Below are 24,586 nucleotides of genomic sequence, written 5' to 3' on the forward strand. Positions count from 1 at the left end.
GCCCGGGAGAGCTCGGCGGCCCACCGCACCCCCGGCCGGTGGCCCTTGGCGCGGAACCGGGCCCCGGGCGCCGCCCCGGCCCCCCCGGGGGGGGGGGCGCCGCCGCCCCCCCCCCCCGGGGGGGCGGGGGGCACGGGGGGCCCGCCCCCCCCCCCCCAACCCACCCCCCCCCCCCACCCCACCCCCCCGCGCCCCCCCGGGGCGGGGGGGGGCCCCCCCCCCCCCCCCCCCGGGGGGGGGGCGCCGCGGCGTCCCTCGTTCAGGCGTGCGGGGCGTCCGCCAGCAGCCGCTCCAGGCGGCGCACCAGCTCGGCCGCCTCGGTGCGCCGCTCGGGGGCCAGGCCCGGACCGGCGGCCGGCCCGGTGCGCTGCCGGGTGACGACGCGCAGGGCGACCGAGGCCTGCCGGGCGAACAGGAACAGCAGGTCGAGGTCGGAGAGGCTGGAGCGGGACTGCGGGGCCGGGTCCAGCACCTCCAGCACGCCCAGCACCCGGTCGTCGTCCATCAGCGGCGCCGCCATGATCGCGTCGGGGACGTACGCGGTGGACTGCGCCAGCGAGCGGTCGAAGGAGGCGTTGGCCGCCAGGTCGTCCACGATCATGGGTTCGGCGGAGGCCGCCACCCAGCCGGCGATGCCCCGGTCGGCCGGGAAGCGCCGACCGACCAGGAAGTCCTCGCCCCGTCCGGAGACGGCCTGGAAGACCAGCTCGCCGGCCTCCTCGTCGAGGAGGAACACCGAGCTCGCCTGGGCTCCGAAGATGGCCCGGGCCACCTCGACGACCGACTGCAGCAGCTCCCGGGCGGAGGGGTCCTCCGGCGGACCGGAGGGGTCGGTGACGGATCGGTTCTCGACTGGCACAGGGACACCTCTTACTGGTGGACGCCGTCGGCGGCGCTCCGCGGACCGCTGCCGACGTGGGGGAGACGGACGTTGGCGGCGGAGAGGTAGAGCGCGCTCTTCAGCTGGAAGGGGGTCATGCGCGGGTACGCCGACAGGATGCGGGCGGCCAGACCGGTGATGAAGGGCGTGGCGAAGCTGTTGCCGGTGGTGCGGATCGTCCCGCCGCCCAGCCAGGCGACCTCGACGTTCTGGCCCGGGGCGAAGAACTCCACCGGCGGTCGCGGGTTGTACAGGTGCAGCCCGGGGTCGTCCTCGTGGTGGCTGCCGACCGAGACCACCGAGGCGAACCGCCAGGGGAAGCTCTCCACCGGGGTGTTGTGCGCCGAGGCGACGATCACCGTGCGGTTGAAGTACGCCTCGTCGGCGAGCTCGCGCAGTTCCTGCACGAACCGGGTCCGGGTGGTCGACAGGCTCAGGTTCACCACGTCGAAGCCCTGCCGGACGGCCCAGCGCAGCCCGCCCATCAGGACGTCGCCGGTGCCGGAGAACCGCTCGCCGAGCACCCGGACGCTGGAGAGCTCGCACTCCGGGGCGACCCGGCGGACGATCCCGGCGCAGGCGGTGCCGTGGCCGCAGGTGTCCCCGGTGTCGGTGGCCTCCACCCGGATCCCGTCCTCGTCCTTGACCACGACCCACGAGCCGTCGACCCGGCCCACGGCGGGGTGGTCGCGCTCGACGCCCGAGTCGACGACGCAGACCCGGACGCCCCGGCCCGTCCCCGCCGCGACGGCGGCGGCGGGGTCGGGGAAGGGGTCCGCGGCCACCGGGATGTCCTCGGGACGCCTGTCCCGCAGGCTCCAGGTGAGGGCGCGGTCGTTCGCGGCGGTCGGTGCGCTCATGGGGACTCGTTCCGGTGCGGGCCTACGGGAAGGGTGTCGGGGCGGGCCCCGGCGGCGCGGGAGAGCTCGGCGGCGCGGGAGAGCTCGGCGGCCCGGGAGAGCTCGGCGGCCCACCGCACCCCCGGCCGGTGGCCCTTGGCGCGGAACCGGGCCCCGGCCTCGGCCGCGGACACCGAGGCCCGGGCGCCGAGGCCGAGCAGCAGGCAGGTGTGCGCGTGGTCCAGGGCGGCCAGGCCCCGCACGACCGGGGAGTCGGTGTCGGCGGCCGTGGCGAGCGCCCGGTCGGCGAAGCGCAGCGCCTCCTCGGAACGGCCCTGCGCGGCGGCGATCCGGCCGCGCAGGCCGTCCAGTTCGACCGCCTCGGCGTGCGGCCGGGCGGTGGCCGCCGCCAGCCGCTCCACCACCGGGGCGGCCCGTTCGAGGTCGCCGGAGTCGACGAGCAGTCGGGCCGACTCCAGGGCGATGCCGTCCAGCAGGGTCCCGGCGCCGTAGCGGCGGCCGTGCTCGGTGGCGGTCGCCAGCAGGGCCAGCGCCCGGTCCCGGCGGCCGGCCAGCGCCTCCACCGCGGAGCCGAAGACCGGCAGGAAGACCCGGGCCTCCGCGTAGCCGAGCTCCGCGGCCAGCCGTTCGGCGTCCGCCAGGCTCGCCCGGGCCTCGTCCCAGCGGTCGTCGAGGGCGAGCAGCAGGGCCAGCGGGCAGCTCAGGGTCAGCCGGACGGTGCGGCGCCGCGCACCGTGCTCGGCGAGCAGCGCCCGGCAGTGGTCGACGGCCTCGGCGGCGGCCTGCGGCCCGCGCCACAGCGAGATGCCCGTCGCGCCCAGCGCGGCGGCCCGCTCCGGCTCGCCGTCGGCCCGCACCGCGTGGGCCAGCGCCCGGGCGAGCAGGGCGGCCGCCTCGCCGTGCCGGCCCTGCGCCTGGTGCCGCTGGCCGAGCCGCAGGCAGGCCCGGGCCTGGCCGAGCTCGTCGCGGGCGGCCTCGAAGACCGGCAGCGCCGCCCGGGCCGCCTCGGTCGGCGTCTCGCCGCCGGGGCGGACCGTCGCCAGCGCCAGCCGCGCGTGGGCGCGTTCCACCGGGTCGGCGGCGGTCGCGAGCACCCGGCGCAGCAGGTCGAGGCCCTCGTCGGTGCGACCGAGGGCGAGGCGGGTCTCGCCCAGCCGGCGCGCGACGGTCGCGCCCTCCGCCGGGTCGGCGCCGTGCAGGGCCGCCGCGCGGCCCAGCAGGTCCTCGGCCCAGGGCAGGTCGGAGCGGGCCTGGGCCTGCGCGCCGGCCCGGCCGAGCGCGTCGGCGGCGCGTCGGCGCAGGGTGTCGGTGAGGCCGTCGGACAGGCCCAGCGCGGCCCGGTGGCGGTGGGCGTGCTCCAGGTGGCCGCCGACCGCGGCGGGGCCGGCCGTGCGCACGGACGGCAGCTCCGCCGCCCGGGCGTGCCCCTCGGCCCGGGCCCGCTTGGACAGCGACTGGTAGGTGACCTCCTGGACCAGCCCGCTGACGAACCGGAACGGGGCCGGGCCCGGGCGCGGGCCGGGCACCGGCTCCACCAGCCGGTGCCGGGTGAGTCGCAGCAGGGCGGCCCGGACGGCGTCCGGCGTGTCCGGCGCGCCCGCGGGCCCGGACGCGGCCAGCCCGGCCAGTTCGGCGACCGTGAACTCCCGGCCCAGCACCGCGGCGAGGTCCAGGACCCCGCGGTCCGGCGGCGCCAGCGCGTCGATGCGCGCCCCGAGCACGGCCTGCACGGTGGGCGGGAGCCCGCCCGGCAGGCCGGACCCGGCGGCGACGGCCAGCAGTTGCTCGAGGTGCAGCGGGTTGCCCCCGGCCCGTTCCAGCAGTGCGGTCGGCGGGTGCTCGGCGTGCGCGCCGAGGTCGGTCAGCTCCGCGGCCAGCAGGGCGCACTCCCGGTCCGACAGCCCGGGCAGCGGCATCGACAGGGCCTGCTCGCCGAGCGGCTCGGCCCGGACGTCCAGCAGCTCCGGCCGGGCCAGGCAGACCAGCAGCACGGCCGCCCCCTCCAGCTCGTCCGCCAGTCGGCCGAGCACGTCCAGCAGCAGCGGCCCCGCCCACTGGGTGTCGTCGACCACCAGGACGACGGGGAGGCGGGCGGCCAGCGCCCGCAGGACGCGCACCAGCGCCGCGCAGGTCTCGTCCAGCGACGGGGTCGGGGTGCCGTCCAGCAGCAGGCCGCCGGAGAGCAGCCGCAGGGCCTCCCCGAGTCCGGGCGCGGTGCCCGTCGGGCCGGCCCCGGCCAGCAGTTCGGTCACCGCGTCGGCCAGCGGGCGCAGGCTGCCCTGCTCGCCGTACGGCCGGCAGCGGCCGGTGCCGTGCAGGTGCGGCCGCGGGGTGCGCCGGAGCCACTCGCGCAGCAGCCGGGTCTTGCCCTGCCCGGCCTCGCCGTGCACCAGCACCCGGCGGACCCGGGGGCCGTCGGCGGTGTCGGCCAGCACGGCGTCGAGCGTCTCCAGCTGGCGGCGGCGGCCGACGAAGCGGACGTCGAAGCGGCGCAGCAGTTCGGGGTCGTCCTCGCCGAGCCCGAGCAGCCGGTGCGCGGTGACCGGTTCGGCCTTCCCCTTGAGCAGCAGCGGCCCGACCGGTTCGGCCTGCACGGTGCTGCCCGCGGCGAGCAGGGTGTCCGGGCCGATCAGGATCTGCCCGGCGGCGGCGTTCTGCTCCAGCCGGGCGGCGACGTTGACGGTCTCGCCGGAGACCAGCGCCTGCCGGGTCGAGGTGTCGGCGCCCGCCACCACCTGGCCGGTGTTGACGCCGATCCTGACGTCGAGCCGCACCCCCAGCAGGGCGCTCAGTTCGGCGTTCAGCCCGTCCAGCGCGTCGACCATGTCGAGGGCCGCCGCGAGGGCGCGGCGGGCGTCGTCCTCGTGCACCGCGGGGATGCCGAAGACGGCCATCACGGCGTCGCCGATGAACTTCTCGACGGTGCCGCCGTGGGCCTCGATCTGCTGCCGCATCAGGTCGAAGTAGCGCAGCGTGACGGTGCGCAGGACCTCCGGGTCGAGCGACCCGGACAGCGCGGTGGAGCCGACCAGGTCGCAGAACAGGACGGTGACCACCTTGCGCCCGTCCGGCGAGCCGGGGCCGGGCGGGGCGCACGCGGCGCCGCAGGACGGGCAGAAGCGGGCGTCGGGCGGCAGCGCGTGCCGGCACGCGGAGCACTCGGCCATGTCAGAACAGCGCCCCGCCCGCGATGTCGACGTGCGCCTGCACTTCGGGCGCGCTCTCGTCCAGTCGGCCCTTGATCTCCACCAGCACGCCGAGTTCGTGCGGTGTCAGGGCGCTCAGCACCTCGCGCTGTTCCTCGCTGAACGCGTTCAGGTCGAACCCCGCCGCCCGCAGGCGGGCGAGTGCGTCCTGGTGCTCGGTCATGCGGAACCTCCTGGGATGGCTGCCAGCTGGAGAAAGAGGCGGGTGACGCCGTCGGTCGTGTGCAGGGCGCTGACCGCGACGGCCGCCTCCTGACCGGGCGTCAGGGGCAGGTCGTCGAGCAGGGCGTCCAGCGCCGCCAGGTGCCCGGAGTCGAGGTCCGCGTGGTCGCGGACGGTGCGGAAGGCCGCCGCGGGCAGCCCGGTGCGCGCCGCGAGCCGGTCGGCCAGCCGGGGTGCCGGGGCGTGGCCCTCCAGGACCCGGATGTAGCCGAGCAGCGCGACCGGGTGGTGGTGCTCGATCCAGTAGTACTGGGCGCCGGCCAGGCCGGCGACGACGGGCGCGCCGAGCCCGTCACGGGCGGCCGCCGGGTCGGCGCCGGCCGCGGCCAGGTCGGCCAGCAGCCACTCGTCGTGGCCGCGCTCCTCCTCGATGTGCCGCTCCAGGTACCGGCCGAGCGGCCCGGCCACCGGGTCGCCGGGCGCCAGCTCCGCGCAGCGCCGGGCGGCCCGCTCCATCAGCGGCACCGAGGCCCGCACCAGGGCGTGCATGGCGTACAGGTAGGCGACGTACCGGCGGGCGCGGCCGGACGGCTCCCACAGCGCGGCGGTGGCGGCGTCCAGCACCGGGGCGGCGAGGTCGAGCTTGACGCGCAGCGCGGCCGACCGGCCCGGGCCGCTCACGCCGCCCCGCGACCGGTCGGCGAGCCCAGCGCCACCAGCTCCGCGAACGGCGGGGAGCCGTGGCGCCGGACCAGCCCCACCGGGCCCGCCGCGAGCTGCGCCCGGGACGCCTCCCGGTCCAGCAGGGCGCCCACCGGGCCGGACGCCTCCCGCTCCGCACCGGCCAGCACCCCGGGGCGCCCGGCCAGGCCGCGGCAGGTGCCGCAGTAGTCCAGTTCGCCGCAGACCGGCTCCGCCGCGTGCCGGGCGACCAGGTGGGCGGGGCCGACGGTCCGGATCATCCGCAGCACGGGGGAGTCCAGCAGCCGGCGACGCACCGTCGGCCAGCCGTCCTCGGCGGCGTGGCCCAGCAGCAGGTGCGCGGGGGCGGGGCGGTGGTCCACGACCCGCTGGTTGCAGCAGGCCAGCACCGCGCCGTCGAACGCCACCACCGGCCAGGCGGCCATCGCGCAGGGCACCGCCCGCCCCGCGTCCACGGGCCGGCGGGCCCGGGCGGCCCAGGCGGCGGCCCGGCCCAGCGGGCGGACCTCGGTGACCAGCATCGGCACCCGGTCGGCGAACTCCCGCCGGACGGCGGCGGTGACCTCGGCCAGGTACGGGTCGTCCGGGCCGTCGCCGGTGAGGTGGAAGCTGGCCGGGACGCCCGCGTCGAGCACCCGGTGCACCGCGCGGAACACGTCGGCGCGGGGGACCTCCCGCTCGTGGTGGACGTCCAGGCTGGCCGAGAAGTGGTCGAGGGCCGAGACCGCCCGCAGGACCGGGGCCGGCACCCGCCCGCCCCGGGCGAAGAACATCCCGCTGAGCAGCGCGGTGCGGCACCCGGCGGCCCGGGCCAGCGCCGCGAGCTCCGCCGCCAGGCCGGGCCGCAGCAGCGGTTCCCCGCCGGTGAGCATCAGCACCTCGGGCCGCTCCGCGGGCGTGAACGAGCCGACGAAGCGCCGCAGGTCCGCGGCGCGCGGCTGCTCGCCCGCCAGGGACGAGGAGGTCGAGCAGTGCGCGCAGCTGAGCGGGCAGCGGCGGGTCAGGGTGAGCAGCAGTCCCGCTCCCGGAACCGGTCGCAGTCCGATGAGTTCGGCCAGTTCCACGCGCCGCCCCCGGTTCGTCGGTGTGCCGCCCCCGCGCGGCCGTGTCGCCAGCAGCGTCCCCGGGACGGGTTTCGATCCGGTCGACGCGCGGTTGCGGACCGGTATGGGCGCTGGTGGCGGGCGGGTCCCGGGCGCCCGGGCGGTGGCCGGGCGCCCGGGGACGGCCGCTCCGAGCGGCCGTGGCGTGCGCCTTAGCCGGTAGTTAAGCGGTTGCCGACCGCTTCCGAACCGGCGCCGCCGATGTTGGTGCCGTGCCGGTGCGGCGCCCGCCGCACAACCGATGCGGAGGAACCGGATGGTCGAGAAGTTCGAAGGCGGGACCCAGGTCGAGTGCCCGCTGTACTACATGACCGAGTTCGGCGTCCCGGAGGACGACGAGGTCCTGGCCCACGGTGCCGAGGTGCCCGGGCCGACCGCCGGGCCGGACGGCACCCCCGCCGGGGAACGGGCCTGACGGCCCGTCCACCGGCAGCGCCGGGGCACCGGCGAGGCACACCCGGAACACCCGCTTCTACCTCCCTGGAGAGAGACATGTCCGAGAAGCCCGAGAAGTTCGACGCCCCCAAGGTCATCTGCGGCGTCTACGACAAGGAGGCGGCCAACTTCCTCGACGACGAGGTCACCGCGCACAGCGCCGAGACGTACGCGGGCGCCGAGGTGATCTGCGGCGTCTACGACAAGGAAGCGGCCAACTAGTCCCGCGCGGCCCGGGTGGCCGGGCCCGCGTTCCGGGCCCGGCCACCCGCCCCCGCTCCCGGCGGGAGCCCCGTCCGACTCGTCACAGGAAGCACAGGCCTACCGTGAGAATCATCGAAGGCAAGTCCGGCGTCTGGCACCTGGGTCCCGGAGGGACCGTCCTCCTGCCCCACCGCTACTACCGGGGCGGGCGGCTGACCGAGGAGGGCGCGCGGGAACTGGAGCAGGCGGACATCGCGCAGGGCGCGCCGACGGACCGCTACAACCTGACCGTGGTCACCTCGACGGCCTGCAACCTCGGCTGCCCGTACTGCTTCCAGAACACCGACGCCGCGCAGCCGGGCCGCTTCGACCCGCCGCGGATCGACAAGCAGGTGCTCGACGGCCCGACCATCGACCGCATCGTGGAGTTCACCCGGCCCCGGATGGAACGGGCGGCCGTCCGGCGGCTGTTCGTGCTGCTGTTCGGCGGCGAGCCGCTGCTCAACCCGTGGGCCTGCCGCGAACTCCTGCTCCGCCTGGCCGCGTTGGGGCCGGTCACCGCCTCGATGGTCAGCAACGGGGTGCTGCTGACCCCCCGCAAGGCCGAGCGGCTGGAGGAGGTCGGGCTGCGCTCGGTGCAGATCACCCTGGACGGCCCCAAGGAGCTGCACGACTCGCTGCGCGCCACCCGCGCCGGGCGCGGCACCTACGAGTCGATCCTGGACAACATCACGGCCGTCCAGGCCGCCACCCGCCTGCGGTTCGGCCTGCGGCTCAACACCACCGCCGAGGGCCTGCCGCACCTGGAGGGCCTGGTCCGCTCGCTGGCCGAACGGGTCGACCCGTCCCGCTGCACCCTGGACATCGCCCCCGTGCTCAACTACGCGGGCATGTTCGACGGCGTGCTGGACCGCTCCGGCGGCGAGGTGGAGACCATCCTGGGCGCCTACACCGCCGCCCTGGAGGCCGGCTTCACCGTGGGCTGGCCCGGCGGCGGCTCGTGCGGCTTCTGCGGCGAGCGGGACGGCGCGTCCGGCGCGGTCATCAACGCCGACGGGACGCTGTACAGCTGCTGGGAGACGATCGGCAAGCCCGGGTACGAGGTCGGGGACATCGACGGCGGCTACCGCTCCTACCCGCAGGACCGCTGGGTCAGCTGCGGCGAGTTCGCCGAGCGGTCGACGACCCGGGCGGCCTCGCAGGCGTTCGAGGACGCGCTCTCGGTGGGCCTGCTGGAGCTGCTGCGCGCGCACAAGCGCCGCGCCGAGGCGGTGACGGCCGGGTGAGGGCGCTGCTCTGCCCGCTGACCAGCCCCGGGTACAGCCACCCGGCCACCGCCGTGGCGCTGGAGCTGCACCGGCGCGGGCACGAGGTCACCTTCTGCTCCGGCGCCGCCGCCCTCGCGCCCGCCGCGGCCGCCGGCCTCGACGTCCGGCCCGGGGCCGCGGAGGCCGCCTTCGACGTCAGCCGCTGGTTCCAGGCGGGGGAGGTCCAGTACCGCACCGTGCTGGAGGCCGCGCGCGCGGTCCGGGCGGACGTCGTGGTCACCTCCGTGCTGTGCCTGGGCGCGCTGCTCGCCGCCGAGACGCTCGGCCTGCCGGTCGTCGTCCTCGGCCTGGCCTGCCACCTGTGGACCCTCCCGGACGCGAGCGGCCCCGCCGGGGACCGCGAACGGGCGGACCGCGAACGGGCGGACCGCGCCTGGCGCGAGGAGCAGACCCTGGCCCACCTCGACCGGACGCGGCGGGCCCTGGGCCTGCCGGGCCGGGACCGGACGGCCGGGGCGGGGTCGCTGTACGGACAGGCCTTCCTGCTGCGCGGCCACCCGGACCTGGAGCCCCCCGGCGCGGTGCTCCCCGCGCGGGTCCGGCACGTCGGCCCCCTGTGGTGGGAGCCGCCGGCGGACCCGGCCGAGCGGGAGGCCGTCGAGGCGTTCCTCGACCGCGGTGCCCCCGACCGGTCCGCCGTCTACGTGCACCTGGGCCGGACGTTCGGCGGCAGCACCCTGTGGCCGTGGATCGAGCGCGCGTTCACCGGCACCGGCCACCGGGCGGTGGTGGAGCTCGGCCGCACCGAGGAGCACCGTCCCGCTCCCGGAGCCGACGTACTGGCGGTGCGGCACCGCTGGATGGGCCCGCTGCTCGACCGGGTCGACCTGGTCGCCGCCAACGGCACCAGCGCCCCGGTGCTGGGCGCCCTGCTGCACGACCGACCGCTGCTGCTGCGGCCCAACGGCGGCGAGCAACCGGTCGTCGGCGGGGCCGCCCTGGCGGCGGGCGTCGCCGTCGAGCTGACCGAGTCGCCCGCGGACCCGGAGCCGTTCGCGCGGGTACTGGGCGACCCCGCACTGCGCTCCCGGGTCCGGAGGCTGGGCGAGTCCCTGCGGCAGGCCAAGAGCGCCGCCCTGGCCGCGCAGGCGGTCGAGGAAGCCGGTCGCTGAACCGGCACCGGGTGCCGCGCCCCCGCACAGGAACCGAACGACAATCGAACAGGAGTCGCTCATGAGCACCGTCCCCACCGACCACGCCGCCGTCGCCTACGACGCCACCGCGCCGTTCTACGACGCGCTGACCCGGCAGGACGACTACACCGTCTTCGGCGATCTGCTGGAACAGCTGATCAAGCGGGCCGACCCGCCCGGCGACCGGCTGCTGGACGCGGGCTGCGGCACCGGGCGCAGCACCGTGGCGTTCGCGCGGCGCGGCTTCCGGCCCACCGGGACGGACATCAGCCCCGCCATGATCGAGATCGCCCGGGCCACGCACGCGGACACCGGCATCGACTTCCACGTCCACGACATCCGGCTGCCGTTCGCGCACGGCGGCCCCTACGACGTGGTGCTGTGCATGAGCGACATCGTCAACTACCTCGCCGACGCCGCCCACCTGGCCGAGGCGCTGGTCAGCCTGGGGCGGGTGATGAGCCCCGGCGGCGTGCTGGTCTTCGACGCCAACACCCGGCGCGGCTACCGGTTGATGCACGAGCCGCACGTCTTCGAGTCGGAGGGCCTGCACGTCGCGCTGCGCGGCCGCTTCCTGCCCGAGGAGGGCGACCCGGAGCGGTTCCGGCTGAACATGACCGCCTTCCGGCGCTCCCCCCAGGCCCCCGACGCCCCCGAGACGTGGACCCGGGAGAGCATCGACCACCTCCAGCGGCACCACTCCGTCGACGAGTTCACCCGGTTCCTGGACGCGGCCGGGCTGGACCTGGTCGCCGCGCACGGCCTGAACCGCGACGGCAGCCTCGCCGACTCGGTGGACGAGGACGGCCACACCAAGGGCCTCTACGTCGCCGTCCGCCGCACCGCGTGTTGACCGGGCACCGCCGTGATCACCAAGAGCTTCACGCTGATCTGGACCAGTCAGGCGCTCTCCGACATGGCGAGCGAGATGACCGCGCTCGCCCTGCCGCTGGCGGTACTGGCCTCCACCAGGTCGCCGGTGGACGCGGCCATGGTGGCCACGGCCGTGGGGATCGCCCAGCTGGTCGCCAAACTGCCCAGCGGCCTGATCGCCGACACGGTCAACCGCAAGTCGCTGATGCTGCTCTGCGACGCCGGCCGGGCCGTGATCGCCCTGCTGCTCGTGCTCACCCTCGTGACGGGGCACCTGAGCACGGTCGTCGCGGTGACCGCGGCGGCGGCGACGGCCGTGGTCTCGACGCTGTTCTCGTCGGCCGAGGCGGGCGTGCTGCGGCAGTCCGTGCCCCCCGAGCGGCGGCAGGACGCCCTCACCCGCACCGTCGTCCGCGTCAACATCGCCATCGCGGTCGGCCCGCCGCTCGGCGGCCTGCTGCTCACGCTCGGCGCGCCGATCGCCTTCCTGGTGGACGCCGTCTCCTACCTGCTCTCCCTGGCCCTGCTGTCCCAGGTGGTGTACGAGCACCTGCCGCGCCCGGTCGAGGCGCCCGCCCGGGCGGGCGCCGGGCCGCTGCGCCACACCGCCGGCGAGCTCACCCGCGGCTTCGGCTGGGTGGTGCGGCGGCGGCCGCTGCTGTTCCTGGTGGGCGTCGCCGCCTACATCAACCTGCTGGGGCGCGCGGTCGAACTGCTCGCCGCGATCGGCGCGTCGGACGTGGGCCGGCACCCGGTCTCGGCCGGCTGGGTGCTGACCGCCGCCGGCTGCGGCGGGATCGTCGGCGGCGTCTGCACCGGCTGGATCCTGCGCCGGTTTCGGCCGGCCACGGTGCTGCTGACCGTGCTGACGGTGTGGCTGCTGGCCACGCCACTGGTGGCGCTCGGCGTGACCGGGCTCACCATCGGGGCGGTGGGCGTGATCGTCTTCTTCCTGCCGCCGATCGGCTCGCTGGTCTTCGTGCAGGTGAGCCTGGACTCGCCGGTCCACCTGCAGGGGCGGATCTCGGCGGCCGTCGCCCTGCTGGCCGGCAGCATCGCCTGGGTCGGGCCCGCCGTCACCGGCTTCCTGATCTCCGGCGCCGGCGGCCGGACCGCCTCGATCGTCCTGGTCGCCCCGCTGCTGCTGCCGCTGGCCGCCCTCGGCACCAGCCCGCGGCTGCGCGCCGCCGTCAACACGCGGCCCGAGCCGGTGGCCGACCCGGTGGGCACCCAGAAGCTCGCGCCCGCCGCACCGAACTGACCCCGGGCCCGGCGGCGCGCCCGCACCGCCCGCGCGCCCGGCTCACGCGGTCTCCCAGCCGGCGTGCTCGCCGTGCACCGTCCACGCCGCCTGCTCCCGGGCGAGCAGCCGGGTGAGGTGCGGCAGGGCGTACACCGCCGCGTGCGCGGTCACCTCGCCGTCCGGACAGAGGACCACCCCGGCCTCGATCAGCCGCTCGATCTGCCGGCGCGCCGCGTCCGGGGCGCAGCCCAGCGCGACCGCCGCGCCCTCCGCGGTGAACGGCGAGGAGTCCGGCAGTCGGCCCAGGCGCAGCAGCGCGAGGCGGTGGGCGTCGTCCAGGCGCCGCCACTCGTCGGCGAGCAGCGTGCGCACGTCGAGGTCGCCGACGGCGAGTTCGTCGAGCACGGTGCGCGGGTCGGCCAGCCGGGCCGCGTACTCGGCCATCGGCAGGTGGCGCAGGACGGTGAGCTTCAGGCCGGCCACCCGGACCGCGAGCGGCAGCAGGCCGCAGGCCCGGACCAGGCGTTCGGCCGCCGCCCGGTCGCAGCCCACCCGGCCGGTGATCCGGTCGAGCAGCTCCAGCGCCTCCTCGACCGAGTACGGCGGCAGGTCCACCCGGCGGGTGCCGACCAGTCCGGCGAGCCTGGTGCGGGCGGTGACCACGGCGGTGCTCGCCCCGGTGCCGGGCAGCAGCGGGCGCACGCTCGCCTCGTCGGGCGCGTCGTCCAGCACCAGCAGCACCCGGCGGTCGGCCAGCCAGGCGCGCCAGGACGCGGCGGCCAGGTCGGGGTGCTCGGGCACGCGCGCGTCGTGGCCGGTGTACCGGGCGAGTTCGGCCGCCAGCGACGCGGGCGAGCGCCGGGAGCCGTCCGGTTCGCGCAGGCCCAGGTGGATGCGCCCGTCGGGGAAGTGCTCCGCCAGGCGGTGCGCGGCGTGCACCGCCAGCGCCGTCTTGCCCACCCCGGCCGGACCGGTGACCAGCACCACGCCCCCGCCGTCCGAGGCCGCCGCCACCAGCTCGGCGACCTGGCCGCGGCGCCCGGTGAAGTCGGGGAGGTCGGGGGGCAGCGCGTGCGGCGCCCGCCGCCCCGCCCCGCCGGGCCGCGCGGCGCCCGCGGCCGGGGCGCCGTCCGCCAGGATCGCCTCGTACAGGCCGGTCAGCGCGGGGCTCGGCGACAGGCCCAGCTCCCGGGACAGGTGCTGGCGCACCTCCTCGTACGCGGCCAGCGCCTCCGCCCGCCGCCCGCAGCGGTGCAGCGCCGTCATGTGGGCCGCCCGCAGGCGTTCGCGCAGCGGGTGCTGTTCGAGGAGCTCCGCCGTCACCTCGGCGACCTCGCCCGACAGCCCCGACTCCAGGGCGGCCTCGGCCCAGTCCTCGCTGACCGCGAGGTAGCGTCCGAGCAGCTGGTCGACCTGGGCCCGCACCGGCTCGGAGCAGCGCAGTTCGGGCAGCGGCGGACCGGTCCACAGCCGCCGGGCGCTGTCGAACAGGGCGGCGGCCGCCTCGAAGCGGCCGTCTGCGGCGGCCGCGCGCGCCGTCCGGGCGAGCGCCCGGAACCTGAGCGCGTCCAGCTCGGGCTCGGCCACCCGGATCAGGTAGCCCCCCAGCCCGTGGTGGATCCGGTCACCGGTCGGCTCCAGCGTCCGGCGCAGCGCGGAGACGTACACCTGGATGTTCTTGCGCGCGGTGCGGGGCGGTTCGTCGGCCCACAGGGCCTCGGTCAGCCGGTCCACCGAGACGAACCGGTTGGCCTCGCCCAGCAGCACGGCCAGCACGAGCCGCTGCTTGAGCGGACCGAGCGGGAGCAGGTCGTCCCCGACCCGGACGGACAGCGGACCGAGGAGGGAGAACCGGACGAGCATGGTCAGGGGTGCCTTTCGATCGTGGCGGGAGCCTCGTGGACGGCGGATCCAGCGCCTCGGCCCGGCCCGGCCCGCGGACCGGGCTCCGCGCGACCGAACACCCGGGCGACTCGGGCGACTGTCAGGGGCATGAGGGGAGGCTAACGGGCGGTAACCGGTCGACCACCCGGTTGTCCGCCGGTTACGTAGCCGATTACGTGGTTCCACCTAGCCGCGGGCGCACCGCATCTGCCGTAGCCCGCCGCCGAGTTGCTACGGTCGCGGACGAACGGACGCCGGGAGAGGAACAGGACCACATGACGACCCGCATCGAACTGGACGCACTCGACAAGCTCCTGATCCGGCTGCTCCAGCAGGACGGCCGCGCCTCGTACACCGACCTGGGCAAGGAGGCGGGCCTGTCCGCGCCCGCCGTGCGCGCCCGGGTGCAGCGCCTGATCGAGCGCGGCCTGCTGGAGTTCGCCGCGGTCACCGACCCGATGAAGCTCGGACTGCCCGTCATGGCGCTGCTGGCCATCAAGGTCGACGGCGGGCTCCCGGAGATCATCGCCGCCCTGGAGGACATCGACAGCGTGATCTACCTGGTCTCCACGGCCGGCTCCCACGACCTGTTCGCGGAGGTGGTCTGCCGGACCATGGACGAGCTGTCCGCGGTCATCAACGACCGGATCCGCACCGTTCCGGGGGTGCGCACCGTCGAGTCCTTCCCGTACTTCGGCATCCACGTGCACCGGTTCACCTGGGACATCCCCGACTGAACGGATCGCCGGACGATATCCGTACGTTGAAATCGACGCCGCAGCGGGTACGCAGCTTCAGAAACGGAAGTCGAACAGGGGTGCTGCCCGTCGGTATGGTTCTCCCGTCAGCGCTCCGCGAGGGAGGGAAGGCGCTCATGGCCGCAGTGCCCGCACCGGCTGTCGAGGAGCGCCTCGCCGGGCGTCTCGTCGGGCGCCTCGTCGGGCGGGAGCGCGAGCTCTCCTCGCTCGCCGGCGCCCTGGACGCGTGGGAGCGCGGCCGCGGCGCGGTCGTCGAGATCCCCGGGGAGCCGGGCATCGGCAAGACCCGGCTGGCCGAGGCGCTCGGCGCACTCGCCGCGCGGCGCGGCCACCCGGTCGCCCGCGCCCACGCCCTGCGCGAGGGCGGCGTCCCGTTCCAGGTCTTCCGCGACGCCTGGCCGGCCCGCAAGCCGACCGGCGGAGCGCCGCCGCGCTTCGACGCGACCGCCGACTGGGCCGGGACCGTCCTGGTCCTGGACGACGTCCACCTGTGCGACCCGGCCTCGGCGGCGCTGCTCGCCCGGCTGGTGCGCGCCGCCGGGCCCGCCCCCTTCCTGCTCGCCCTCGCCCACCGCCCCGCCCGCACCGCCCCCGAGTTACGCCGGGCGCTGGCCGACGGCGTCCGCTCCGGCCGGGTCACCCGGGTCGAACCCGGCCCGCTCGGCCCGGAGGCGGTGGCCGCGCTGCTGGCCCGCCGGGCCGCCCCCGCCGCCCCCGCGCCGCGCACCCCGGTCGCGCCCGACGCGTACGCCGCCCGGCTGTGCGCCGCCGCCGAGGGCAACCCGCGCTACCTGCACCTGCTCCTCGCCGCCCGCTGGCAGCCCGAGCACTGGCCCGACCGCGCGGGCACCGACACCGCCGGGCTGCTGCGCGCGGCCAAGCCGCTGGCCGCCGAGTTCGACGCGCTCTCGCCGCAGGCGGTGAGCGCCGCCTCGGCCGCCGCCGTGGTCGGCAGCCCGTTCCGCCCCGAGGACGTCGCCCGGCTCTCCGGCCTCGGCCTGGACGCCACCCTCGACGCGCTCGCCGAACTCGAGGAGGCGGACCTGGTCCGCCAGGCCGACTGGAAGGGCGGCCTGACCTTCCGCCACCTCGTCGTCGGCCACGTCGCGCACGAGCGGGCCGGTCTCTCCTTCCGGCTGCGCGCCCACCGCCGCGCCCTGGAACTCCTCACCGGGCACCCCGGCCGGGCCCGCGACCGGGCCCGGCACGCCGAGCACCTGCTGGGCAGTGACGCCGCGCTCGCCGCGCGCACCCTGGCCGACAGCGCCGCGGAACTCGTCCTCCACGAACCGGGGACCGCCGCGCGCTGGCTGCGCCTGGCCCTGGAGGCGCTGCCCGACGGCACCGCCCGCAACGGGCTGGAACTCGCCTGCTGTCGGGCACTGATCGCCTCGGGCCGACCGGACGAGGCCCGCACCCGCGCGCACGACCTGCTCGGACACCGGGCCACGGCGCTCACCCCGCGACAGCTGCTCCAGGCCCACGCCGTCTGCGTCGGCGCCGAACGCCAGCTCGGCCGGTACGCGGAGGCCGCCGCCATCGCCGACGTCGCCCTCGGCCTGCTGCCCCGCCCGCTGCCCTCCCCGCTGCCCGCCGAAGCCACCGAACTGGTCATCGAGCACGGGCTGGTGCACGTCCTGCGCGGCACCCACCACCAGGCCCGCGACCTGCTCGGACAGGCCGTCCGGACCCCCGGCGAAGCCGATGCCAACGAGGCGGACCGCACCGTGCTCCGGGTCCTCGACGCGCTCTGCGTCACCCACTCGGGCGACCTGGCCGAGGCGATCGGCGAAGTCGCCCGGTGCGCCCGGCTGGTGGACGCCCTGCCGGACCCGCTCGCCGGGCGCACCCCGGAGACCCTGGCCCTGCTCGGCAGCGCCGAGCTCTACCTGGAGCGCTTCACCGACGCCACCCGCCACCTGAGCCGCAGTCTGAGCGCCTGCCCCAGCGGCCCCCAGCAGCCCATCCTGCTGCACTGCCTCCTCGGACTCGCCACCGCCGACCAGTGGACCGGACGGCTGGGCGCCTCCGAACGGCACGCCCGGGACGCGGAACGGCTCGCCCGCTCGCTCGGGGCGACGCCCGCCGTCGTCCTCGCCCAGGCGGTCCGGGCGACCACGCTGCTCTGGGCCCGCGGCCCGGCGTCCGCCGAGGAGGCCCTCGCCCTGGTCGACGAGGCGGTCGGCGCCGTGCCACCCGACCAGGACTGGTGGAGCGCCTCGGCGACCGGTCTGCTCGCCCACGCCCGGCTGCTCGCCGGCGACGCCGAGGGCTGCCGACGGCTGCTGCTGGACCCCGCACGCGGCCGGCGGCTGCCCCAGGTCCGCCCGTTCTCCCGGCCCTTCCTGCTCTCCGTGCTGGCCACCGCCACCCTGGAGTGCGGGGACCACGCGGAGGCCCGGCGCCTGGTCGGAACCGCCGAGGCGGAGGCCGAACGGCTCGGGCTGCCCGTCCAACTGGCCCACGCCCGCAGCGCCCGCGCCGGGCTGCACCAGGCCGCCGACGAACACGACGCGGCGGCCGGGCTCTTCGCCGCCGCCGCCGGGGCGTTCCAGACCGCCGGGATGCCCGTGCAGTACGCCTGGACGCTCGCGGTCGGCGCCCCCTCCTTCCACGCGGCGCACGGCCCGGCGGAGGCCCGCGACCGGCTCGACGCCGCCGAGGCGGTCGCCCGCACCCGCGCGGCCCTGCTGGTGGGGGAGCGCATCGCCCGGGCGCGCGCCGAGCTGGCGGACGGCTCCTGCCCCGGACACCCGCTCGCCCTGCTCAGCGGCCGCGAACGGGAGGTCGCCGAACAGGCGGCGGCAGGGCTGCGCTCCCGCGAGATCGCGGACCGCCTGTTCCTCAGCCCCCGCACGGTGGAGACCCACCTGTCCCGGATCTACCGCAAGCTCGGGGTCTCCTCCCGCCGCGCCCTGGCCGACCTGCTGCGCAGCCACGGCCTGCGGACCCAGCGGCTCCCGGCGCCGTAGCCGCGCGGATCGCGGGGCACCCGTGCCGGGCCGCGTCCGGGTGGCGCGGCCGGGGGCGGGGCGGACGTGGCCCGGCCGCCCCGCCCGCGCGGTCAGGGCCGGAACAGCACCTTGACCGCGCCGTCCTGCTTCTGCTGGAACATCGCGTACGCCTCCGGGGCCTCCTCCAGCGGCAGGTGGTGGGTGGCGAAGGAGTCCACGCCCAGCGGGTCCTCGTCGGTCAGCAGCGGCAGCAGGTCGTCCGTCCAGCGGCGCACGTTGGCCTGGCCCATCCGCAGCTGCACCTGCTTGTCGAACATGGTCAGCAGCGGCATCGGGTCGGCCGCGCCCCCGTAGACGCCCGACACCGAGATGGTGCCGCCGCGCCGCACCAGCTCCACCGCCAGGTGCAGGGCCTGCAGCCGGTCCACCCCGGCCTTCTGCATCAGCGCCCGGGCCAGCGGGTCCGGCAGCAGGCCGGTGACGCGCTGCGCGGCGCCCGCGGCGGGGGAGCCGTGCGCCTCCATGCCGACCGCGTCGATCACGCTGTCCGGGCCGAGCCCGTCGGTCAGGTCGCGGACGGTCTGCGGCAGCTGCTTGGGCCGGTCGTTCAGGTCCAGCACCACCGCGCCGCGCTCCCGGGCCCGCCGCAGCCGCTCCGGGACGAGGTCGACCCCGATCACCTGCCGCACGCCCGGCCGCAGCAGCGCCATCCGCACGCACATCTCGCCGATCGGCCCCAGGCCCAGCACCAGCAGCGTGCCGCCCTCCGGCACCGCCGCGTACTCGAGGGCCTGCCAGGCCGTCGGCAGCACGTCGGAGAGGAAGACGAACCGGTCGTCCGGCGGACCCTCCGGCACCTTCACCGGCAGCGTGTCGCCGAACGGGACGCGCAGCAGCTCGGCCTGCCCGCCCGGCACCTGGCCGTACAGCTTGGTGTAGCCGAACAGCGCCGCGCCGCTGCCGTACTCGCGCACCTGGGTGGTCTCGCACTGCGAGTGCAGCCCGTTCGCGCACATCCGGCAGGTGCCGCAGCTGACGTTGAACGGCACCACCACCCGGTCGCCCGGGCTCAACGTGCGCACCGCGCCGCCCACCTTCCGGACGACGCCCATCGCCTCGTGGCCCAGGACGTCACCCGGGTCCAGGAACGGCCCGAGCACCTCGTACAGGTGCAGGTCGGAGCCGCACAGGCCGGTCGACGTCACCTCCACCAGCACGTCCGAGGGGTCCTCGACCATCGGGTCGGGCACCTCCGTCACCCGGACGTCCCGCCTGCCCTGCCAGGTCACCGCACGCATCGCGCACTCCTTCCGTTCGATGGGTCAACCCGCCTGCGGGCCGGGTTCGTTGGTGTGCCGCCCGGCCCGGTCGCCGAGCGCGGTCAGGACCGGGACGAGGCGCCCGGTGCGCCCGGACGCCGCCTCGCCCGGCAGGTCGTGCTCCGCCACCCGGCCCGGCCCCGGCAGCAGCCGGCCCGCCGCGCCCAGCAGCGCCCCGAACGTCGCCGGGGCCACCCCCTGCAGGCGCACCGCCAGCTTCGCCGCCGGGGTCAGCACCAGCTCCGGCCGTCCCCACTCGGCGGCCCGCACGATCCGGCGCGCCGCCCGGCCCGCGTCCATCGACAGCAGCGGCATGCTCGCCGCCGCGCCGAACCACGCGTACTCCAGCGGCGCCCGGCCGGAGAACCGGGCCGCCCGGTGCGAGCCCGTCCGCATCAGCCCCGGCACCACCGTGGTCACCCGCACCCCGCTGCCCGCCAGCTCCACCCGCAGCCCGCGGGAGAACGCCGCCAGCGCGGCCTTCGCCGTCACGTACGGCAGCAGGTGCGGCGCCGGGACGGGCCCGCCGATCGAGGCGATGTTCACCACCGAGCCGCCGCCGCGCTCGCGCATCCCCGGCAGCACCGCCAGCACCAGCTCCAGCGGGGCCGCCACCATGACGTCCCAGGAGAGCCGGAAGTCCTCCTCGACCAGCGCCGACAGCGGCCCGACCTGGATCACCCCCGCGTTGTTCACCAGCAGGTCCAGCGGGCGCCCCAGCCGCTCGGCCGCCTCCGCGGCCACCGCCCGCCCCGCGCCCGGCACCGACAGGTCGCACTCCAGCGTCGCCCGGCGCGACGTCAGCCGCCCCAACCGCCGCTCCGCGAAGGCCAGTTCGGCGCCGTCCCGGGCGCACACCGCGACCCGGCAGCCGCGCCGGGCCAGCTCCTCGGCGACCAGCAGGCCCAACCCGCGCGAGCCACCGGTCACCAGCGCCGCCCGGTCCGCGAAATCCACCCGTGCCACGGCCGCCACCTCTCCTCGGGGAACCGACTGCGCCGCGCCTGCCCGAGGTGCGGGCGAGGAAACGGGGCGATAAGAGATGAACGGGGACAATCGTCCGTTTCCGTGCGGGCCCGACCGGTTAGCCGGGTCGGTAACGCCCCCTGACGTCCACGTTCCGGAAGGACTTCCATGACTGCCGACGACACCCGCCCCGACCTGCCCGGCGACCCGAGCGCCGGCCGGCCCACGGTGGAGGAGCCGGTCGAGCCCCGCCCGCCGCTGCCCCCCAAGCCCGACCAGGCCGCGCCCACGCCGGTCTCGGCCACCGGCCGCGGCCCGCGGACGGACGGGCCGCCCCGCGCCCAGGCGGGTGCGTACCTGACCAACGCGCAGGGCACCCGGCTGCCGGACTCCGACCACTCGCTGAAGGCCGGACCGCGCGGCCCCGTCCTGCTCCAGGACCACCACCTGCGCGAGAAGATCACCCATTTCGACCACGAGCGCATCCCGGAACGCGCGGTCCACGCCCGCGGCGCCGCCGCGCACGGCGTGTTCGAGAGCTACGGCACCGGCGCCCGGATCAGCAAGGCCGGGTTCCTCGCCGCCGGGGCGAAGACCCCCGTCTTCGTCCGGTTCTCCACCGTGCTCGGCTCGCGCGGCTCCGCCGACACCGTCCGCGACACCCGCGGCTTCGCGACCAAGTTCTACACCGAGGAGGGCGTGTTCGACCTGGTCGGCAACAACATCCCGGTGTTCTTCATCCAGGACGCGATCAAGTTCCCGGACGTGGTGCACGCCGCCAAACCGCACCCGGACCGGGAGATCCCGCAGGCGCAGTCCGCCCACGACACCTTCTGGGACTTCGTCTCGCTGCACACCGAGGCCACCCACCACACCCTGTGGAACATGTCCGACCGCGGCATCCCGCGCTCCTACCGGACGATGGAGGGCTTCGGCGTCCACACCTTCCGCCTGGTCGACGCCGAGGGCGCCACCTGCCTGGTCAAGTGGCACTGGAAGCCCAAGCTCGGCGTCCACTCGCTGACCTGGGACGAGGCCCAGCTGATCGGCGGCGCCGACCCCGACTTCCACCGCCGCGACCTGTACGACGCCATCGAGGCCGGGGCGTACCCGCAGTGGGAGCTCGGCGTCCAGGTCATGCCCGACACGCCCGAGCAGACCTTCGAGGGCATCGACCTGCTCGACCCGACCAAGATCGTCCCGGAGGAACTGGTCCCCGTGCAGGCGCTCGGCCTGATGACCCTGCACGCCAACCCGACCAACTTCTTCGCCGAGGTCGAGCAGGTCGCCTTCCACCCGGGCCACCTGGTGCCCGGCATCGACATCACCGACGACCCGCTGCTGGCCGGACGGCTGTTCTCCTACCTCGACACCCAGATCACCCGGCTCGGCGGCCCCAACTTCGCGCAGATCCCGATCAACCGCACCCACGCCCCCGTCAACGACATGCTGCGCGACGGCTTCCACCAGGACGCCGTGCACACCGGCGTCGCCCCCTACAAGCCCAACTCGCTGGACGGCGGCTGCCCGTTCTTCGCCGGGGCCGACGAGCGGGCCTTCGTCGAGCACCCGCAGCCCGTCCCGGAGGCCACGAAGGTCCGGGAGGCGCCCGCCTCGTTCGACGACCACTTCAGCCAGCCCCGGCTGTTCTGGGCCAGCATGACGCCCGTCGAACAGGAACACATCATCAACGCCTACAGCTTCGAGCTCGGCAAGTGCACCGAACCCGCCGTCCGCGAACGCACCCTGCGCGTCCTCGCCCGGATCGACGGTCGGCTGTGCTCCGAGGTCGCCACCGCCCTCGGCCTGCCCGCCCCGGAGGGCGAGGCCGCCGACGGGCCCGCCGAGCCCAGCCCCGCGCTCTCCCAGCTCGGCCGCACCTGGCCGGTCGCCGGTCGCACCGTCGGCATCCTCACCGGGCCGGACACCGACCCCGCCGAGCTCGACGCCGTCCGCAGCGCCGCCCTGGCCGCCGACCTGGTGCCCCTGGTGGTCGCTCCCACCGGCGGCGACCCGGCCCGGGTGCAGCGCAGCTTCGCCACCGCCCGCTCCGTCGAGTTCGACGCCGTCCTGCTGGCCGGGGCCCCCGCCCCCGCCGCCGACGCGGCCCCCGCCCGGGACGCCCGCGCCGCCGGGCCGCACACCGCCCTCGACCCGCGGCTGGCCCTGCTGCTCGACGAGGCCTGGCGGCACGCCAAGGCGATCGGCGGCTGGGGCCGGGCCGGCGACGCCCTCACTGCGGCCGGGCTCCCGGCGGACGGGCCCGGCGTCGTCCTCGGCACCGACCCGGTGCAGGTCCTGCGCGACCTGGCGGACCTGCTCGCCGGGCACCGGGTCTGGGACCGGTTCCCGCCGCCCGCCCAGGGCTGAACCGGGCTGATCGTCCTACCGATTGAGGGCCGGGGAACGGCATGTCCGGGCGATCGGCGGGCAGACGGCGGACGTAACGATGTGAAGGAGGACAAATCGTGGTTCCGCTCCTGCTCGTCCTGCTCCTCGCCCTCCTGCTGTTCGGCGCGGGCTTCGCGGTGAAGATCCTGTGGTGGGTCGCGGTCATCGTGCTCGTGGTGTGGCTGGTGGGCTTCCTCGCCCGCAGCACCAACGCGACCGGTGGCCGCGGACGTTGGTACCGCTGGTAGCGGACCGCGGTACCGACCCGACGACGCCGACGGCGGAGGCTCACGGCCTCCGCCGTCGGCGCACGTCCGGGGACGAAGAAGCAGCGTTCACCAGCGCGGCAGGTGGGGACGGGTGTCGTCCAGCAGCGGCGGGGAGAGCGGCTGCCACTCGATCATCATGATGGTGGCGTCGTCGGTGAGCCCCTCGTCCTGGTGCTCCAGGATCGCGTGCATCAGGCGGCGCAGCGTCTCCGGGGCCGTCTCCCCGGCGCCGGCCGCCCGGATCACGAAGTCGGTGAACCGGGCCAGGCCGAAGAACTCGTGGTTGGAGCCCTTCGCGTCCACCACCCCGTCGGTGTAGATCAGCAGCCGGTCGCCCGGCTTCAACGAGAAGGTCCGCACCGTCCGCGGGGCGGCGGCGTAGTGGCCCAGCCCCAGCGGCAGCTCGCCCGGTCCGTCCAGCGCGCCCGGCACCACCTCGCCGGAGCGGATCAGCAGCGGGTGCGGGTGCCCGCAGTTGGCCCAGTGCAGGGTGCCGGTCGCCAGGTCCAGGCGCAGGAAGACGCCGGTCGCGAACCGGTCCGGGAACCAGTCGTGCAGCGCCCGGTCGATCGTGTCGACCAGGTCCGGCAGGTCCGCGCCGTTGCGGCGGGCGTTGCGGCAGGCGCCCAGCGCCAGCGAGGCGGTCAGCCCGGACGCCAGGTCGTGCCCCATCGCGTCCAGCACGGCGCCGTGCAGCACCCCGTCGGCCAGGGCGTGGTCGAACGCGTCCCCGCCCAGCCGGTAGGCCGGCTCCAGGACGGCGGTGGAGATCGCCCGGTCGGTACAGACCGTGCGCGGCGGCAGGAAGGCCCGCAGCATCTCGGACGGCAGGCTCATGGTGTCGGCCCGGGTGCCGTGCGCGTAACTGTCGCTGGTGTCCCGCTTGGAGGTGATCACCATCGCGAGCACCGAGGCCAGCAACCGGCAGCGCCGCACCGCCTCCCGGTCCAGGGACGCCGTGCGCAGCCCCAGCACGCCCAGCCGCTCCGCCCCGTCGGTCAGCGGGAACCAGACCGCCAGGCCGGAGTCGGGGTCCTCGGCCACCCGCATCGTCCCGGTCCGGAACGCCCACCCCGCCAGCGTCCCGTCGATCGGCAGGTCCGGCCCCTCGGCCAGGGCGACCAGGCGGTGCTGCTGGATGTCGGCCAGGTACACGGCGGACGAGCCCAGGCCCAGCGCCCGGGTGTACTGCTCGGCGAAGCGCGGCGCCTCCCCCGGGTCGAGGGTGCGGCCCGCGGTCAGGAACTGCTCCAGCAGACGTTCGCCGAGGTTCAGGGGCGCTGTCTCGTCAGGCATCTCTCAAGCCGATCGCGGATACCGGGACGGCGCAGCCCCGGCCCGCTGCTCCGGGCACCGGGACAACCCGGACGGCGTACCGACCCGCGGGCCCCGGCCGCCGATCGGGCGGACCTCCACCGGCCACTGCACGACCGGAGGGTGCTCGACCGGGCGGGGGTCGGGCCCGGCGTGCGGGCCCAGTTGCAGCTCGCGCTCCAGCTCCTCGATCCGGGCCGCGACCTCCTGCGGGTCGGGCCGGAGAGCGGCGGCGCGCCCGCGGTCCAGGGCCACCGCCCCGACCAGGCCGTGCAGCGCCAGGACGGGCAGCGCCACCGGCCACAGCGCGCCCGCGCACAGAGCGAACGCCTCGGTCTGCTGCCGCTCCTGCCGCTCGAAGGTGCCGACCCGCCGCTCGTCGGCCACCGCCCGGGCGCCGCCCGCCCGCAGGAAGCGTTCCCGCTCCCGCCGGAAGACCGTCCGGGCCGTCAGCAGCCCGCCGAGCGCGTAGCCCGCCACCACCCCCAGACACAGCAGCACCACCGCTGACCGCCTCCTCGATCGCCGAAAGCCTCCGGATACGCCGCACGTATGCCCGACATTCCGGCGCCCAACGGGTGGACCGACACAAAAGCCGCCCG

General features: G+C 76.5%; 21 protein-coding genes. 10 read left to right on the forward strand and 11 right to left on the reverse strand.

The genetic code is table 11. The features are described 5' to 3' along the window. Window positions 1–259: 259 nt before the first annotated feature. The 6 genes from ACFY00_RS23400 to ACFY00_RS23425 are packed head-to-tail and all read right to left on the reverse strand — an operon-like array spanning window position 260 to window position 6,874. The gene (locus ACFY00_RS23400; RefSeq protein WP_388033472.1) at window positions 260–859 is read right to left on the reverse strand and encodes a GAF domain-containing protein; all 600 of its coding nucleotides are present in this window, start codon (window positions 857–859) and stop codon (window positions 260–262) included. Window positions 860–870: 11 nt separating this feature from the next. After that, the gene (locus ACFY00_RS23405; protein ID WP_388033474.1) at window positions 871–1,740 is read right to left on the reverse strand and encodes a S8 family serine peptidase; all 870 of its coding nucleotides are present in this window, start codon (window positions 1,738–1,740) and stop codon (window positions 871–873) included. After that, window positions 1,737–4,907: an adenylate/guanylate cyclase domain-containing protein gene (locus ACFY00_RS23410; RefSeq protein WP_388033476.1), complete on the reverse strand. Its 3,171-nt coding sequence runs from the start codon at window positions 4,905–4,907 to the stop codon at window positions 1,737–1,739. The genes ACFY00_RS23405 and ACFY00_RS23410 overlap by 4 nt, the downstream gene beginning before the upstream one ends. Window position 4,908: 1 nt before the next feature. Continuing rightward, a complete protein-coding gene (locus tag ACFY00_RS23415; protein ID WP_388033478.1) occupies window positions 4,909–5,109 on the reverse strand; it encodes an aroma-sacti cluster domain-containing protein in 201 nt (66 codons plus the stop codon). Then, window positions 5,106–5,789, reverse strand: coding sequence for an iron-containing redox enzyme family protein (locus ACFY00_RS23420; RefSeq protein WP_388033480.1), 684 nt, complete (start codon window positions 5,787–5,789; stop codon window positions 5,106–5,108). The genes ACFY00_RS23415 and ACFY00_RS23420 overlap by 4 nt, the downstream gene beginning before the upstream one ends. Continuing rightward, window positions 5,786–6,874, reverse strand: coding sequence for a radical SAM protein (locus ACFY00_RS23425; protein ID WP_388033482.1), 1,089 nt, complete (start codon window positions 6,872–6,874; stop codon window positions 5,786–5,788). Before ACFY00_RS23425 ends, ACFY00_RS23420 begins: the two co-directional genes overlap by 4 nt. A gap of 295 nt (window positions 6,875–7,169) precedes the next feature. On the opposite strand from ACFY00_RS23425, the gene ACFY00_RS23430 reads away from it, so the two are divergent. The 6 genes from ACFY00_RS23430 to ACFY00_RS23455 all read left to right on the forward strand — a co-directional run bounded on the left by ACFY00_RS23430 (window position 7,170) and on the right by ACFY00_RS23455 (window position 12,147). Next, window positions 7,170–7,328 (forward strand): hypothetical protein, encoded by a 159-nt coding sequence (locus ACFY00_RS23430; RefSeq protein WP_388033483.1) that lies wholly within the window; start codon window positions 7,170–7,172, stop codon window positions 7,326–7,328. A gap of 77 nt (window positions 7,329–7,405) precedes the next feature. Further along, window positions 7,406–7,570, forward strand: a complete 165-nt coding sequence (locus ACFY00_RS23435) for a hypothetical protein (RefSeq protein ID WP_388033484.1) — start codon at window positions 7,406–7,408, stop codon at window positions 7,568–7,570. 104 nt (window positions 7,571–7,674) lie between these two features. Beyond that, window positions 7,675–8,838: a radical SAM protein gene (locus tag ACFY00_RS23440; RefSeq protein WP_388033485.1), complete on the forward strand. Its 1,164-nt coding sequence runs from the start codon at window positions 7,675–7,677 to the stop codon at window positions 8,836–8,838. After that, a complete protein-coding gene (locus ACFY00_RS23445; RefSeq protein ID WP_388033486.1) occupies window positions 8,835–9,992 on the forward strand; it encodes a glycosyltransferase in 1,158 nt (385 codons plus the stop codon). Before ACFY00_RS23440 ends, ACFY00_RS23445 begins: the two co-directional genes overlap by 4 nt. A gap of 61 nt (window positions 9,993–10,053) precedes the next feature. Beyond that, on the forward strand, window positions 10,054–10,866 hold the full coding sequence (locus ACFY00_RS23450) for a class I SAM-dependent DNA methyltransferase (protein ID WP_388033487.1): 813 nt from the start codon (window positions 10,054–10,056) through the stop codon (window positions 10,864–10,866). A gap of 12 nt (window positions 10,867–10,878) precedes the next feature. Beyond that, a complete protein-coding gene (locus tag ACFY00_RS23455; protein ID WP_388033488.1) occupies window positions 10,879–12,147 on the forward strand; it encodes an MFS transporter in 1,269 nt (422 codons plus the stop codon). Window positions 12,148–12,189: 42 nt separating this feature from the next. Here ACFY00_RS23455 and ACFY00_RS23460 read toward each other — a convergent pair whose 3' ends face one another. Further along, on the reverse strand, window positions 12,190–13,992 hold the full coding sequence (locus tag ACFY00_RS23460; RefSeq protein ID WP_388033489.1) for a BTAD domain-containing putative transcriptional regulator: 1,803 nt from the start codon (window positions 13,990–13,992) through the stop codon (window positions 12,190–12,192). A gap of 296 nt (window positions 13,993–14,288) precedes the next feature. Here ACFY00_RS23460 and ACFY00_RS23465 point away from each other — a divergent pair, with 296 nt between their 5' ends. Together ACFY00_RS23465 and ACFY00_RS23470 are read left to right on the forward strand one after the other, a co-directional pair. Then, window positions 14,289–14,750 (forward strand): Lrp/AsnC family transcriptional regulator, encoded by a 462-nt coding sequence (locus ACFY00_RS23465; protein ID WP_388033490.1) that lies wholly within the window; start codon window positions 14,289–14,291, stop codon window positions 14,748–14,750. Window positions 14,751–14,887: 137 nt separating this feature from the next. Further along, window positions 14,888–17,743 (forward strand): LuxR C-terminal-related transcriptional regulator, encoded by a 2,856-nt coding sequence (locus ACFY00_RS23470; RefSeq protein WP_388033491.1) that lies wholly within the window; start codon window positions 14,888–14,890, stop codon window positions 17,741–17,743. Between the two features lie 92 nt (window positions 17,744–17,835). Here the strand turns inward: ACFY00_RS23470 and ACFY00_RS23475 are convergent, their stop codons facing one another. Both ACFY00_RS23475 and ACFY00_RS23480 read right to left on the reverse strand, forming a co-directional pair. Next, complete coding sequence (locus ACFY00_RS23475) at window positions 17,836–19,023, reverse strand: alcohol dehydrogenase catalytic domain-containing protein (protein WP_388033492.1); 1,188 nt, start codon at window positions 19,021–19,023, stop codon at window positions 17,836–17,838. A gap of 24 nt (window positions 19,024–19,047) precedes the next feature. Next, entirely contained in the window at window positions 19,048–20,010 is a 963-nt protein-coding gene (locus tag ACFY00_RS23480; protein WP_388033493.1) for an SDR family NAD(P)-dependent oxidoreductase, read from the reverse strand. 168 nt (window positions 20,011–20,178) lie between these two features. Here ACFY00_RS23480 and ACFY00_RS23485 point away from each other — a divergent pair, with 168 nt between their 5' ends. Together ACFY00_RS23485 and ACFY00_RS23490 are read left to right on the forward strand one after the other, a co-directional pair. Further along, window positions 20,179–22,380, forward strand: a complete 2,202-nt coding sequence (locus ACFY00_RS23485; RefSeq protein WP_388033494.1) for a catalase — start codon at window positions 20,179–20,181, stop codon at window positions 22,378–22,380. A gap of 98 nt (window positions 22,381–22,478) precedes the next feature. Continuing rightward, complete coding sequence (locus ACFY00_RS23490; protein ID WP_380475053.1) at window positions 22,479–22,649, forward strand: hydrophobic protein; 171 nt, start codon at window positions 22,479–22,481, stop codon at window positions 22,647–22,649. An 87-nt stretch (window positions 22,650–22,736) separates the two neighbouring features. Here the strand turns inward: ACFY00_RS23490 and ACFY00_RS23495 are convergent, their stop codons facing one another. Beyond that, complete coding sequence (locus ACFY00_RS23495; RefSeq protein ID WP_388033495.1) at window positions 22,737–23,966, reverse strand: PP2C family protein-serine/threonine phosphatase; 1,230 nt, start codon at window positions 23,964–23,966, stop codon at window positions 22,737–22,739. Window positions 23,967–23,969: 3 nt separating this feature from the next. After that, entirely contained in the window at window positions 23,970–24,488 is a 519-nt protein-coding gene (locus ACFY00_RS23500) for a hypothetical protein (protein ID WP_388033496.1), read from the reverse strand. Between the last annotated feature and the right edge of the window lie 98 nt (window positions 24,489–24,586).

It is taken from the genome of Kitasatospora sp. NPDC001540 (assembly GCF_042894345.1).
Taxonomy (GTDB): domain Bacteria; phylum Actinomycetota; class Actinomycetes; order Streptomycetales; family Streptomycetaceae; genus Kitasatospora; species Kitasatospora phosalacinea_C.